We start from the raw sequence: 14971 nt of genomic DNA, 5'->3' as shown, positions 1-14971 counted from the left end.
CGCCGCCAGCGTTAATCCTGAGCCAGGATCAAACTCTCATAAAAAATTTGTATGAAAGTCTTTGATCAAGACTCTTTTCATTTACACTTGACTTAATCAAATGCGTGATTTATATTCTTGTATATCAAGAATCATTTACTGTAAAGAAATTTAACTAGGTTATAGTTGTTATTCTCCAAAGTAATTATTTTTTTCTATATATAATAGAAGTTTAATAATCAACCTTGATTATCTTATTATTATATTTTATTCCGGTTCAGTGTCGCTAACTTGTTGCGACTCTTATATAATACCACGAAGTTTTTATCTTGTCAAATATTTTTTGAAGTTTTTTTAAAATATTTAAGTTTTTCCGATAAATACCTTCAGCAGCATTAATATTAGTATACGATATATTTCTTTGCTTGTCAAATATTTTTTTAAATATTTTTTTGACTTATAAGCACTTCCATATCTCGTGCCTATATAATGTACTAGCTTTTTTTATTTATGTCAAATGATTTTTGACATTTTTTTATATTTTCTTATTATTTTTTTATACCTTCTATATATATGTATTATTTGTCATTTAGAATCTTCTAATATTTGTAACACTTTCAATATTCATTCGTTATTATATTAGAAGGCTCTATTAAGGAGGTAGAATATTTGGTAGATTTAAGGAGATATAGATGGATTTTGCCAAGATTTATGAAGATTACAACAAGGATGTATATAGGTTTACCTTGAGCCTTTGCTCTGATAGTGACTTGGCAATTGATATTTGCCACGAGACCTTTGCCAAGGCCCTTGATAAGATTGATAAGTTTGACGGGTCTGTTGATATTAGGGCCTGGCTTTTTACCATTGCCAGAAATTGCCTATATGATTATTATAGGAAACATAAAAGGATGAGTGATGGTTTTGATCTAAGCAGGGTCGCTGATGATAAAATTTCTTTTGTCGAAAACCTTGCTGATAAGGACCTAGCTCTTAGGGTCCATATCTTTCTTCATTCTATGAAAGAGCCCTACAAGGAGGTTTTTAATCTCAGGGTCTTTGGAGAACTAGATTATAAGAGCATTGGCAAGATTTTTGGCAAGACAAACACCCGGGCTAGGGTTACTTTTTACAGGGCTAAGAATATGATTATAGATTATTTGGAGAAAAATAATGAAATATGATTGTGATATAGTTAAAGACTTGATGCCTCTTTATATAGATGATTTATTAAGCGATAATTCTAAAAAATTCGTAGAAGACCACATAAATAATTGTGAGTCTTGCAAAAAATATTACGAAAAATTATCTGGTGAAGTTAAAATCCCTTCTAGTAAAGACCTTAGAAAATCTGATCTTAAACCTATTGAATATCTTAAGGCAAATCTTTCTAAAAAAATTATAACAAGGGTCTTGGGGACTATCCTTATAATAGGGCTTTCTGTGAGTGGATTTATTTTTGTAAACCATTATGACCTGCCAGTTGACCCAGCTAAGATGGAGTTTTATGAAAAAGACGATTATCTAATGATGAAATACCAAGGCAAGGGTGGAATCTTATTTTCTGCCAACGGCTCTTGGGAAAACCAAAAAATCTGGACAATAAAATTCTGGCAAACCCCTTGGACTAGGTATATAAGACCTTTGTATAGGAATGAACAATATGACAATGATCTTGTTGAACTTGAAAAAGTTGATAAGGTCTACGATGAGAATGGCAATGTTTTATGGGAGAAGAAGGACAAATAAATATTTACATGCAAAAACACCCTCTTTACTTGAGTAAGAAGGGTGTTTTTCGTTTATTATTATAATATTGCTTCTCTTAAGTCCTTCATAGCCTTTCTTGCTACATCCATGGCAGATTCCATGGCTTCTTTGTTTGTCATGTCGACTCCTGCTTTTTTGAGGACTTCTAGTGGATATTCGCTTTCGCCTGCTTTTAGGTAGTTTAGGTAAGCTTTTCTATCTTCGTCTGTTCCGTGTAGGATTTTTTGGCTTAGGGCTACTGCGCTCATGAAGCCTGTTGCGTATTGGAATACATAGTAGAACATGTAGAAGTGTGGGATTCTTGCCCATTCTGCTGCTATATAGTCATCTACTTCTATGTCTTTGCCGAATAATTCTTCGTTTAGGTCTTTGTAGATTGCGTGTAGTCTTTCTGCTGGGATTGGTTCTCCTGCTTCCACTAATTTATTTACCTTGTGTTCAAATTCTGCAAACATTGTTTGTCTAAATACTGTTGATTTGAATTGGTTTACAAAATAGTTTAGGAGATATTTTGTTTCTTCTTCGCTTTGACTATGTTTTAGCATGTAATCTAATAATAGAAGCTCGTTGGTTGTTGATGCTATTTCTGCTAAAAAGATTGAATATGAACCATATTGGTATGGTTGGGTTGATCTTGTGTAGTAGGAATGCATAGAGTGGCCTAGCTCGTGAACTACTGTAAATACGTCATTTATGGTGTTGGTGTGATTTAGTAAGATGAATGGTTGGGTATCATAAGATCCTGATGAATAGGCACCAGATCTCTTGCCTTCGTTTGGCATAACGTCAAACCATCTTGATTCAAAACCTTCTCTTGCAACTTTTACATATTCTTCACCAAGTGGTGCTATAGCTGCTAGGACTATTTCTTTTGCTTCGTCAAATTCGATTTTTCTGTCATAGTCTTCTACTAGTGGCACATAGATATCGTGGAAGCCTAGGTCATCTACGCCTAAGTATTCTTTTCTAAGTGTGGTGTAGTCTCTGTGGATGTCACTATTTTCATGAACTACTTCTAGGAGATTGTCATAAATTTCTTCTGGAAGGTTGTTTTTGAAAAGTGACATTTCTCTTGCTGATGAGAATTTTCTTAATTTCGCTTCTACGTTATGAGCTGTAAATTCACCATCTAGAGTTGATGCTAGGGTGTTTGAGTATTGTCTGTAGGTCTTGTAATATTTCTCATAAACCTGGCGTCTGAAGTCCCTATCTGGGTCTTCTTGGAGGGTTACGAAGTTAGCATCAGATAATCTTATCTCTTCGCCATCCTTTTCTACACTTGGGAAGGATAGGTCGGCGTTATTAAAGATCATGTAGGTGTTTTGTGGGTTATTCTTTAGCTTGCCAAAGGCTGCTAAGATTGTTTCTCCATTTTCATCTAGGACATGGTCTTTGTTTCTGAAAATATCGTCAAAATAGTGTTTTAGGTATGAAATTTCACTATCTTCTAGGTATTTATCTATAACTTTTTTATCTGTTGATAAGAGCTCTGGTTGTACAAATGAAAGGGCACTTGATGCTCCTACCCATGTATTTTGAGCTACTTGGCTCATTTCTTGGTACTTGGTTACCCTGGTATCTTCATCTGATTTTAGGGATGAAAATACATAGGCCTTTTCCATCTTTCTAGAAAATTCTTCATCTAATTTGAGGTAGGCCTTGAAATTTTCAAGGCTTGATGTGATTTTTCCCTTATAAGATGTAAGTTTGTCTACAAGAGCCTTTATCTCTTCTATGTCTTTATAAAAATCTTCATCATTCTCATAAATGGATGAAGTGTCCCATTTTAATCTTTCTTCTATTTCGTTTCTTTGCATTAAATATCCTCCTATTTTATATTTAATATTGTACCTTTTTCATTTTCATATTTTATAGTTAATATCTTATTTTTAGGGTCGCTAGGCATATTTCCTACAGAAATCTCATCGCCGTCTAGGCTCGCCTTTATTTTTTTGTATTTTATGTTATAAGCTGTTAGGATTTCTCCTAGGTGGTCATCTTCTGCACCTAGCCTATCTCCTATGAGACCTTCTAGGTCATGGGCTTGGCCTTGCTTAGTTTCTAGTAGATTGCCTAGCCTATAGACCTTGGTTGTAGGATCTTGTAAGGAATTTTCAAATTTAAAGGAATCTATTAGCGACATATATTTATTGTATAGAAAATATGCCGAAGATGTAGAATCCTCATTTATTACGACCTGACTAGCTAGTAGGACAGGTCCTGAGTCAGATTCTATTACATCAAATGACACCTTAGAAAATAAACCACCTGGGCTTATGACTGGTCCATATTCCTTTTCTACCAATTGGTCGTTCTTCTCAAAAGATAAAACAGCAGAAAAAGAGTCTGGTGAATATGATGACTCAAGAACAGATATACCTAGATAATTATCCCCTAGACCAAAATCCTTTAAAAATCCGATAGCATCTTCTATAGCTACTGCAGATCCCATCTTGCCCTTGCCATAAGTTTCTTCAAAATCAAGGCTAGATGAACCTGAATTTGTAGATGGCAGGTATTTTATCTCTGGAAATTCAATCTCTTCGGATTTTTTAGGAGTGTTTTTGGCTTCAAATTCTGCCTTTGATTCAAAACCGCAAGAGGTCAATGTCAAAAGGATACCCAAAATCAATATTTTTTTCATGTCAGACTCCTAAAAGCGACTTATTGCCTATCCTTATAAGGATAAAGGCCAAAGCTAATGTAGCTAGACCTGCCACAACTTGTCTAGGAATAGATAGGTCTCTTCCAACAACTGGCAAGGCATTGGCAAGGATAAATCCTCCCACAAAACCGCCCAAGTGGCCAAGAACGCCCACTCCAGGCATAAGGAAGGAATAGATCACGTTAATTACAACTATTGACACAAAGCTTGCCCCAAAACTATGGAGGATGGCATCATCCCTATAGACAAGCATCATGCCGATAGCTATACCCAAAAGCCCATAAAGACTAGTAGATGCCCCAGCAGATACCGTATAGACATCGCCAAAAGCGTAAGAAACAAGGTTACCAAAAATCCCGCAGACTAGGTAGATTATAAGAAATCCAACAGATCCATATAGCCTTTCAAATATAGGACCGATATTGTAAAGGAAATACATATTAAACATAATATGAAAAAATCCTATGTGGATAAAAGAAGCCGTAAAAAGCCTCCACCAATCCCCTTGACCTACGAGAATCTTGGAATTTGCACCAAATTTTATCAAATTTTCAATACTTTCACTACCACCGCTAAGGCTCATAAGCACAAAGACAATCACATTAATAATCATCAAAGCCGATGTGACCTTAGCTTGGCTAAGTCTTTCTAAATTAATATTCATAAGATGATTATACCTCTTATCCTCTCAATTAAAGCAAGGTCGCAACCCTTTTGGCAAGAGAGCCTATTTCCTTATACATATCCTGCCTATCAAAAGTATCCCCAAGCTTGTAAGAAATAATCTTATCAAAATCTCCCTTATCCTCAACCTTCTTATTAGAGGCATCTTCAAGAAAGATAATCTCAAGGTCCTTGTTATATCTTTTAGCAAGTTTAGCCACATTTTGAGATGAATAGGCCCCAAATTGCTCTACATTTTCACCTAAAATAAGGACATCCTTATCCCTTATTAGCTTTTCAAAATCAAGGGTCTTCATCATAAAGTCCATAGACTTAGTAATCTTGGTCTTAAAGAAGAGATAAAGGGCCCAAGCCACTCCACCACCAGAACCAAGGCCTGGCATATCTACAGAGCCTGTACCAAGTTCATCTTCGATAATCTTCTTAAAATTCTTAGACCCCTTAAAAAGCCTAGCCGTATCAAGGTCGCTAGCGCCCTTTCTGTAGACCCTATCCTCAAGGAAAGAATTTTCACCAAAAAGAGTCTTAAAGGTGGATGTAGCTATGACAATCTTAACATCTCTAAGCCTCCTATCAAGGCCAGAAATATCAGCCCTAGCCACCCTTTCCATATTTTCGGCAATAGGATTAAGTTCTCTATCATCAGGATCATAAAACCTAGCCCCCAAGGCATAGAGCATACCCATACCCAAATCGTTAGTAGCAGTATCTCCGATACCTATATAAAAGGACTTGGCCCCATTATTAAGGCCATCAAGAATCATCTCCCCAAAACCAAGAGAAGAAGACTCCATAACCCTGAGCTCTTCCTTATACAGAAGCCTAATTCCAGAAGACTCAGCCATCTCCATAACAGCCAAATCATCCTTAAGTATGTATCTGGCTGTGATCACATCATTTAGGGGATTATGTACATTGACATATTTATATTTCCCCTTAATCACAGCCTGCATAGCTTCAACAGTTCCATCACCCCCATCCAAAAAGGGCATGACAGTCACATCTTCATTCATATTGTTTTTAAAAACATTTCCGATTTCAACGGAATTTTCAAAAGTTTTTATAGAATCAATTCCAATTAATATTTTCATCTTATCTCCCATCCTTATAATATATACCCTAGAAAATTAAAATTTATTAAAGAAAAAGGACTTATTCAAAAATAAAGGCAAAAAACTTTACAAATTAGCTATTTGCTGCTATACTAATTAAGAAGGTTAAGAAACTTTCGCTGTTTAACTCATGAAATCTACATAATGATTTCAACCATCAGGGCCATTAGTATTTAGCTAATGGCTCTATTTATATGCAACAGACGAAAGGGCTAGCTGAGGAAAGTAATGTTTTTATCTACGATGCTCCTATTCGTCGCATCTCCGATAAAAAATTACATAAGGTTCTACATCTATTTTTCAAAATTGAAAAATAGTGTAGATCAGCTAGATATCGCCTGCGATATCTAGCTTACCATTAGCTGTTTAACTCATGAAATCTACATATGATTTCAACCATCAGGGCCATTAGTATTTAGCTAATGGCTCTATTTAATGGTAGCAAAAATATTGTAAGCAATATTTTTGCGGTTCTCAACATTTAGCAAATGACGGAGTCCTGAAGCCTAAATGTATGAAGAACCTTATGCAGCGAATAAAAATTGATGCGACGAATAGGAGCATTGATTTTTGTGAGTCGCATGGATAGACAAATAGTATGTTGTCGCATGGGTAGATGAAAAGTATGTTTCCAAAGATGTTAGAACATAAGTTATGTAGGTTTGAGATAATTTTAATAAGCACCTGTAGCCGATGTATATACGAAGCCCAATAAATAAAGAACCATGGTCCTCATAAAGCCGGATGGGCTTGATTTTCACTGCCTTCGAAAGGGGAGTACCGTGAGACTGGCTTGTTCTCTGCCATATCAAAGAAGCTTTACGACCGTGATATCCCATCTTTATTTTTATGAGTCGCATGGATTGTAAATAGCTTATTTCGTATCTTTTATATAGCAGCCTTTAATATCTATAATAATCTAAATAGCCACCTATAACCGATGTACCCACAAAACCTTACATATATAAAGAACCAAGAGTTTTCTCACTACGTTCGAAAAGGAAGGGTCGTAGTGCTGAATAAATTTTTATCCTTAAATATTCTTATTTTCTTATCTTGCATATTTCCCTTTTTCCTACCTGTCATATCGAGGAAGCCTTATAACTGATATATCTCATACTCCTTTAAAATTAGTTAATTTTTGCTATATTCTCTTTATTTGGTAAAGTTAAATAGTAAGTTATTAATTTCAGGAGGAGAATTTGTTAAAAAATAAGAAAACAGCTATTATATTTTCTATCTTTGCCATGTTCCTTTGGGGATCGGCTATTCCTACTATTAAGACTACCTATATAGAGCTTGCTGTGGCTAGTACTGATACAGGTCTTAAGATTCTTATAGCGGGAATTAGGTTTTTTATGGCAGGGATTATTACCCTTATATATTTTAAGATTTTTAATAAAGATGTAGTAGACAAGAGTCAGATTAACTGGAAATTCATTATAATTTTGGGTCTTATCCAGACCTTTATCCAGTATATGTGCTACTATATAGGTCTATCAAATACTGCGGGTGTTAAGTCATCTATTATCCAGTCAGCAAATTCCTTTATAGTGGTTATCATCTCATTTTTCCTACTTCCAGGTGATAAGATTGACAAGAGAATTATCATTGCCCTTATCATGGGTACTGCCGGTATTATTGTCACAAATATGGGCAAGGAAGCAGGAGATAGCCCACTTAAGCTGACTGGTGAGGGTTTGATTCTTTTATCAACTACAATCAACGCCCTATGTACAGTCCTTGTTAGAAAATATGGCCAGGGCCAAAACGCCTATATCATGACAGGGGTCCAATTTTTGATAGGGTCGACTATCCTTATAATAACGGGATCTATACTTAAGGAAGGAAGTCTGGTATTTACAGCCAAGGCTGCCATCTTACTTTTATATGCTGCCTTTATTTCAGCCACCGCCTTTAGCATCTGGACAATTGTCCTTATGAACCACTCGGCAGGAGAATTTGGAATTTACAAGCTCTTTGTCCCACTTTTTGGATCTGTCCTATCAGTTATAATACTAGGAGAGACTTTTACTACAAATCTTGCTATCGGTATGATTTTAGTTTTATCAGGGTCTTTGATTTTAAATACTAAAAAGAAAAGAGCATAAATTTAGCTTTCGCTTATGGCGAAGGCTTTTTTTATGCAAATTTTTATAAAAACTATTTCCCTTGACTTTTTAAATTAGAATGATTATAATTATTATTATAGAATATAAATAAAAAGGAGAAAATTATGGCTTTAATCGGAAAAACATTACCACAATTTGAACTTGACGCATACAATCCAGCTAAGGAAGAATTTATAAAGGTGACAGATGAGGACCTAAAGGGTTCTTGGACTGTTCTTATCTTCTACCCAGCTGACTTTACTTTTGTATGCCCTACAGAGCTTGAAGATATGCAAGAATCATACGCAGAGCTTAAAGAACTTGGTGCTGAAGTTTACTCAGTATCTGTTGATACACACTTTGTTCACAAGGCTTGGCATGATAATTCTGAAGCTATAGGCAAGATTGAATACACAATGATTGGCGATTCTAATAAGGATTTAACAAGAGCTTTAGACCTACTTGATGAATCAGGCAAGGCTCACAGAGCTACTCTTGTTCTCGACCCAGAAAATGTCATCCAAACTGTTGAAATCAACGCTGATGGCATCGGTAGAAAGGCTAATGTAAATATAAACAAGGTTAAGGCTGGAAAATATATAGCAGCTCACCCAGGCGAGGCTTGCCCAGCTAAATGGGAATCAGAAGAAAGCGCAACCCTTACACCAGGACTTGACCTAGTAGGTAAAATCTAATAATGTTAGATAATAATCTAAAAACCCAGCTAGCCCAATACCTTGACCTCCTCAAAGGGGAGGTCACTATTGGGCTTTCTGTTGATAATAGCGAAAATTCCAAAAAAGTTAAGGAATTTATAGACGATGTAGCAAGTCTTTCGTCAAAGATTAAGGTTGAGGAAAAAGACCTTACTTACAAGCCATCCTTTGACCTTAAGGGCGAATTTGACCACGGGCATATAGCCTTTGCAGGCCTTCCTCTAGGCCACGAATTTGCTTCCTTTGCCCTTGCCCTTTTACAAGTTGGAGGAATAGAGCCAAAGGTTGATGAAAGTATAAAGGCTAGGATAAAAGCCCTTGACGGCTGTGATTTTGAGACAATCGTATCTCTTTCTTGCCACAATTGTCCAGATGTTGTCCAAGGCCTAAATATCATGGCCATCCTAAATCCTTCTGTAAATCACACAATGATTGAAGGATCAATGTTCCAAGACCTAGCAGAAGGTCGTGATGTCCTTGCAGTTCCTGCCATCTTTAAGGATGGGGACTTCTTTGAGGGCGGCAAGCAATCAATCGAGACAATCCTTGATAAGCTAGGCTCAAAGATAGATGCCAACCACTTTGCTGATAAGGGACTTTTTGATGTCCTAATAGTAGGTGGAGGTCCAGCAGCAGCAACAGCGGCTATTTATGCAGCTAGAAAGGGAATCAAGACAGGAATAATTGCCAGCGAATTTGGTGGCCAAGTCAATGAGACTCTTTCTATAGAAAATATACCAGGCTTTAAATATACAGAAGGCCCTGAATTTATGAATCAAATGAAAGAGCAAGTTAAGGCTTTAGATGTTGATATAATGACAGGTGCCCTTGCAGAAAATATTGAAAAGAAAGATTCTAATATTGAAATCAACCTAGACAATGGGGCTAAGCTTGAATCAAAAACTGCAATAATTGCCACAGGAGCTAGGTGGAGACTCATCGGCATCCCTGGAGAGACTGAATTTAGAAACAAGGGTGTAGCCTATTGTACCCACTGCGACGGCCCACTCTTTAAGGGCAAGAATGTAGCAGTAATTGGCGGAGGTAACTCAGGAATTGAGGCTGCAATCGACCTAGCAGGCATGGTTAGCCATGTAACAGTCCTTGAATTCCTTCCAGAGCTAAAGGCTGATGAGGTCCTACAAAAGAAGGTCAAATCCCTTTCAAATGTAGAAATCATAACCAATGCCCAAACCACAGGCCTCTACGGTTCTAACAGGCTAGAAAACCTAGAATATACAGATAGGATTTCTGGAGAAGACCACAAGCTTGATATAGCTGGCTGCTTTATCCAAGTAGGTCTTGTACCAAATACAGAATGGCTTGAAAAATCTGAAGTAAGCCTAAGCCAAAGAGGAGAAATCATCACATCCGCAGATGGGTCTACAAATGTAGAAGGCATCTTTGCAGCAGGAGATGTGACAGAAGAGCTCTTCAAGCAAATAGTAATAGCAGCAGGATCTGGCGCAACAGCAGCCCTTGGTGCATTCAACTACCTAATGAGAAAATAAATTTAGAGATAGAAAAGACAGGTTCAGGTCAAAAATGAATCCTGTCTTTTTTATTACTACTTTGTTATGAGGACTAGCTGGGTTTTGCTAATTTTCATCACCACTGATAAATAAAATTCGCTTTCCACGAATAGTATAGAATATATTGATTTTTCAAGGAAATTGTGAGTTTTTGATAATTGTAAAGAAAGAATAACAAAAATAGAAAAGAAGTACAATTTATCCTTTATAATTTTAAACTTATCTTTTTTCATATACTTACCCCTGAATTAATTGTATTATTTGCCTTATTAAATTTATGTTAGTATATAAATTATAAATAAAGCAATCCCACTACTTTGTTTTGCATAGTAGTGGGGTTGCTTTATTTATCGAAATTTTATCAAAAAATAATTTCAACAAAAATCTATCAGTAATTCAAATATATAATCTAGTAAGCATAGAAAAATAATAAACTTTTCTAAATATCAAATCTAGCTTTATCTTTTTCATAATTTCACTTCCTCTTAAATAAATTATTATCTTAGCTTTCCTATAAATTTATTCAGCGATATGCTAATAATTATTTAATGCTTAATGATCAACAAGAAATTTTTTTATCTTATGTTTTATGAAAAATTATATAAACTATTTCTCTTTTTACTATATTTTTCTAAACTTAAGAAAATTTAGCTTCTAACATTATTTTCAATCTAACCTAGAATATAGCGCTTATTTACGAGCTTTTGAAGGTATTGTTAGAAAAAATATTTTTTGTTAAAATATTAATTTCGATTGATAATGCAAATCACTCTTGACTTTTTGGATGATAAGTGTTATTATTATCAATGTCAGTTAGTCGATTAACAATTAATAAAAATTTATGAGGTGAAACTATGAAAAACAAAAATAAATATACTATTGCAGCCCTACTTTCATTAGGACTTGTTCTTTCTGCTTGCCAAAAAGATGCAGCTGATACAAAAACCAAAGAAGATACTAAGGCTGAAACAAAGGTTGAAGAAACAGCTAAAGAAGAAAAACCAGCTGAAGAAGCTAAAGAAGCTGAAAAGCCTGCTGAAGAAGTAAGCATGGCTGATTGGGAAGGCCAATGGAACGGCATGGGCGGATATCTAGAAAAACCTGAAATCCAAGAAGCTTACAAGACTTTAGCAGAAAAAGAAAATACTGATGAAGCTAGCGCTAAGGAAGCTTATCTTAAGAAGAGAAAATGTGACTTTGGCGGTCTTGAAATCTCTGGCGACCATGTTAAATTCCTAAAAGAATTCCCTGAAGCTAAGGGCGAGGTAATAGGTGAAGCAGATTACAAATACAAAGAAAAAGTAGAAGTTGAGCACGGTGGACACAAACTTGAATGGGATATATTTGAAGCTACAAACGAAGATGCTCCTTACAAGGTTCTTATGATGATGCCTATCCATGGTGAAGAAACTCTAACCCACTTCCATATGAGATATGGTGATGATAAGGATAGCCTACTTAAGGAAGAAGGCTGGTACCCAACATTTGTAAAACCTACTTCTACAGATCAACAAATAATAGATGAAATTACTGAATAGGATACTATCCCTCGATCTTAGTAGAATTAAGAAGAATTTTTCAATAGTATTTTCGCTCCTTGTCTTAATACTTGTCAGCGGATGTTCTAAGGATGTTAAAAAAACAAGTGATTCCCCTTTAGTTTACACTTCCTTTTATCCGGTAAATGACCTTACGAAGATGATTGGTGGAGATACTATCAATGTTAAAAGCTTTATGCCTTTGGATAAGGATCCCCATATTTGGGAACCTAGTCCAAAGGATATGAAAAAACTAGCCTCATGTGATTTATTAGTTGTAAATGGGGCAAATATGGAGCCTTGGCTTGATACTGTTAGGGAAAATCTTCCAAATCTTGATATCCTTAAGCTTTCAGATTCTGTGGACCTTATTACCTATAAGGGTGCTGCAGCAATCGGTGATTTTCAATACTTATCAAGAATTGAAGTAGAAGCTGGCAAAAATAAAATCGACTTCGGTCATACTCATGAAGATGTGATGAGAGTTGCTTTTATTAAAGATGAGGGCCTTAATCAAAAAGACTTAGTCAAGAAGGCTAAGGAAATTATGAGCCAAAAAGGTGAACTTGTCCCACAAAAATCTACCAATGATGTAGAGGAAGGCAAGGTTTATGGAATTGAAATGGGTCATGAATCTGGCGAAGTATTTTTCAACTTCCCTGAAGGAGGCAAGTGGATTTTCATTTCAGATAGGATTAGTGAAGATTTGCTGCCATATAATCTCATGGATGGCAAGGGCAGAATCCTAAAAGATGAAGGCAAGGAAGAATCCCTTATGGAAGGATCCTCATCAGGTTTTGATAAGATTACCTATGATCCCCATTCTTGGCTATCTATTGTAAATGCCAAGAGATACCTAAATGCAATCCAGGAAAAGCTAGTAGAAAAATATCCAGAAAATGAAAGACTTTACAGAAAAAACAAATTAAAATACGTAGATCAGTTGACAGATATAGATGCAGAATATAAAGAGAAGTTCTCTAAGCTTGATAAGGCAAGGAAAAATTTCCTAACCCTCCACTATGCTTACGCCTATATAGCTAGAGACTTTGACTTAACCCAGTACCCTCTCCAAGGTCTAACTAGTATTGAAAGCCCAAGTCTTAAGACAATAAAAAAGGCAATTGATTTTTCTGATTATCACCACATCTCAACAGTCTTTTATGAATATGGACAAAATCCTAAACAGGCAAAAGCCCTTGCAGAAGAAATTGGCGGTAAGGTTTCTCCCCTTGCCTCTATGGAATATTTAAGCAAGGAACAAAAGGAAAAGGATCAAAATTACATTGATTTGATGCGTATGAACCTAGAAAATCTCTACAATTCTATGGTCGAGGAGGAAAAATGAAAGCGATAGAAATAAAAAATCTTACCTTTGGCTATAATAAAATCCCCGTCATAAAATCTTGTGATTTTAGTCTAGAAATGGGAGATTTAGCACTTATACTTGGTGGCAATGGTAGCGGTAAGTCAACTTTAATAAAATTGATGTTGGGAGAATTAAAGAAAGATACAGGAAGTATTCAAATTTTGGGGAAAAATATCGAAGATTATAAGTCATACAAAGATATAGGTTATGTTCCCCAAATAAATATAGTCAACAAAATATCCTTTCCTATAACTTGTTTAGAGCTTGTATCTTTAAACCTCTATGAGGATTTTGGCTTTATTAAAATCCCCAAAAAATCCCATTACCAAAAGGCTAAAGATATCCTTATTAAGATGGGTATGGAAGATTATATAAACACACCAGTTAATGAATTGTCTGGCGGCCTTGCTCAAAGAGCTATGATTGCCAAGGCAATGATTAATAATCCCCAAATCCTAATTCTAGACGAACCTACAGCCGGGGTTGATAAGGAAAGTAAGGAGAATTTCTTTGAAACTATAGACATACTTTCAGAAAAATTCTCAATTACTATAGTTATGGTTACTCATGAATTAAAGGAAATGGAAAGTCTTAAGTTGAATATGAAAAAATACGAAATGTCAGAAGGGAGGCTAATAGAATGTTAGAATTTGCATTTATGAGAAAAGCTTTATTTTTAGGCTTCCTCCTTTCAATTATGATTCCTATTATAGGAATTGTCATGGTCAATAGGAAGACTTCTATGATAGGCGATGCCCTATCGCATACCGCTCTTGCTGGAGTTGGTATGGGTTTAATTCTTGGTTTTGACCCACTCCTAGGATCTGCTATTATTTGTGTGTTGGCAGCCTTCCTAATTGAATTAATTAGAAAGAAATTCCCACAATATGGAGATATGGCAACAGCTGTAATAATGTCAACAGGCCTTGGTATAGCGGCAATTCTTTCAGATTTTGCACCAGGCGGAAATTCCTTTGAATCCTATCTTTTTGGTTCGATTTCATCGGTTACAAGCGCTGATATTATAAATACTTCCTTAGTATTTATCTTTGTTATAATTCTTTCTGTTAGCAGATATTCAGCCCTTTTGGCTATAGCTATAGATCCAAATACCGCAAGACTTTCTGGAGTTAAAGTTCAAGCCCTTGATGCTGTCTTTACCCTACTTGCAGCTATAACAATAGCCCTTTCTGTTAAGATAATCGGAGCTTTGATGGTTACAAGCCTGATAGTGCTCCCTGTGGCTACAGCCCTTATAGTTGCTAAATCCTACAAGCAGACATTTTTCATAACTACTATACTGGGTGTAATTTACATGATGGTGGGAATAATCATGTCTTACAATTTTGATATCAAACCAGGTGGCGCTATAGTAGTAAATGCAATTTTGGGAATGGCGATATTTGCTCTATATAAAAAAATTTCAAAAAAATAGGTAAATAACTTGAACCCTCCTTTTATTTCAAGACTTAACTTATTTTTATAAGATAAATTG

The 14971-nt window shown here is 35.6% G+C and carries 13 protein-coding genes; 9 read left to right on the top strand and 4 right to left on the bottom strand.

What is annotated here, in order from left to right; genetic code table 11:
- Nucleotides 1-671 precede the first annotated feature (671 nt).
- Together RRB46_RS03750 and RRB46_RS03745 are read left to right on the top strand one after the other, a co-directional pair.
- Nucleotides 672-1163: a sigma-70 family RNA polymerase sigma factor gene (locus RRB46_RS03750; protein ID WP_311537538.1), complete on the top strand. Its 492-nt coding sequence runs from the start codon at nt 672-674 to the stop codon at nt 1161-1163.
- The gene (locus RRB46_RS03745) at nt 1153-1728 is read left to right on the top strand and encodes a zf-HC2 domain-containing protein (protein WP_311537537.1); all 576 of its coding nucleotides are present in this window, start codon (nt 1153-1155) and stop codon (nt 1726-1728) included. Before RRB46_RS03750 ends, RRB46_RS03745 begins: the two co-directional genes overlap by 11 nt.
- A gap of 59 nt (nt 1729-1787) precedes the next feature.
- Here the strand turns inward: RRB46_RS03745 and pepF are convergent, their stop codons facing one another.
- From pepF to RRB46_RS03725, 4 genes are read right to left on the bottom strand one after another with little or no spacing between them, the layout of a single operon-like run.
- The gene (gene pepF / locus RRB46_RS03740) at nt 1788-3566 is read right to left on the bottom strand and encodes an oligoendopeptidase F (RefSeq protein ID WP_297687796.1); all 1779 of its coding nucleotides are present in this window, start codon (nt 3564-3566) and stop codon (nt 1788-1790) included.
- A gap of 11 nt (nt 3567-3577) precedes the next feature.
- On the bottom strand, nt 3578-4393 hold the full coding sequence (locus tag RRB46_RS03735; RefSeq protein ID WP_297687798.1) for a hypothetical protein: 816 nt from the start codon (nt 4391-4393) through the stop codon (nt 3578-3580).
- A gap of 1 nt (nt 4394) precedes the next feature.
- The gene (locus RRB46_RS03730) at nt 4395-5078 is read right to left on the bottom strand and encodes a rhomboid family intramembrane serine protease (protein WP_297687800.1); all 684 of its coding nucleotides are present in this window, start codon (nt 5076-5078) and stop codon (nt 4395-4397) included.
- 28 nt (nt 5079-5106) lie between these two features.
- Nucleotides 5107-6189, bottom strand: a complete 1083-nt coding sequence (locus RRB46_RS03725; RefSeq protein WP_311537536.1) for a glycerate kinase — start codon at nt 6187-6189, stop codon at nt 5107-5109.
- 1223 nt (nt 6190-7412) lie between these two features.
- Between RRB46_RS03725 and RRB46_RS03720 the strand changes: the two genes are divergently transcribed.
- The 7 genes from RRB46_RS03720 (at nt 7413) to RRB46_RS03690 (ending at nt 14911) form a co-directional block, all read left to right on the top strand.
- Complete coding sequence (locus tag RRB46_RS03720) at nt 7413-8321, top strand: DMT family transporter (protein WP_297687805.1); 909 nt, start codon at nt 7413-7415, stop codon at nt 8319-8321.
- Nucleotides 8322-8446: 125 nt separating this feature from the next.
- Nucleotides 8447-9016 carry an alkyl hydroperoxide reductase subunit C gene (ahpC, locus tag RRB46_RS03715; RefSeq protein ID WP_296128529.1) on the top strand — a complete coding sequence of 190 codons (570 nt, stop codon included), beginning with the start codon at nt 8447-8449 and terminating at the stop codon, nt 9014-9016.
- A gap of 2 nt (nt 9017-9018) precedes the next feature.
- Nucleotides 9019-10548, top strand: coding sequence for an alkyl hydroperoxide reductase subunit F (gene ahpF, locus RRB46_RS03710; RefSeq protein ID WP_297687807.1), 1530 nt, complete (start codon nt 9019-9021; stop codon nt 10546-10548).
- Between the two features lie 875 nt (nt 10549-11423).
- Nucleotides 11424-12107, top strand: a complete 684-nt coding sequence (locus RRB46_RS03705) for a ZinT/AdcA family metal-binding protein (RefSeq protein WP_311537535.1) — start codon at nt 11424-11426, stop codon at nt 12105-12107.
- Nucleotides 12091-13455: a metal ABC transporter solute-binding protein, Zn/Mn family gene (locus tag RRB46_RS03700; RefSeq protein WP_296128520.1), complete on the top strand. Its 1365-nt coding sequence runs from the start codon at nt 12091-12093 to the stop codon at nt 13453-13455. Before RRB46_RS03705 ends, RRB46_RS03700 begins: the two co-directional genes overlap by 17 nt.
- A complete protein-coding gene (locus RRB46_RS03695; RefSeq protein ID WP_311537534.1) occupies nt 13452-14123 on the top strand; it encodes an ATP-binding cassette domain-containing protein in 672 nt (223 codons plus the stop codon). Before RRB46_RS03700 ends, RRB46_RS03695 begins: the two co-directional genes overlap by 4 nt.
- Nucleotides 14117-14911: a metal ABC transporter permease gene (locus tag RRB46_RS03690; protein WP_311537533.1), complete on the top strand. Its 795-nt coding sequence runs from the start codon at nt 14117-14119 to the stop codon at nt 14909-14911. Before RRB46_RS03695 ends, RRB46_RS03690 begins: the two co-directional genes overlap by 7 nt.
- Nucleotides 14912-14971 lie beyond the last annotated feature (60 nt).

The sequence above is a fragment of the uncultured Anaerococcus sp. genome (assembly GCF_963512375.1).
Taxonomy (GTDB): domain Bacteria; phylum Bacillota; class Clostridia; order Tissierellales; family Peptoniphilaceae; genus Anaerococcus.
Note: the sequence above shows the minus strand (reverse complement) of the source record. Positions and strands in the feature narration are given on the sequence as shown.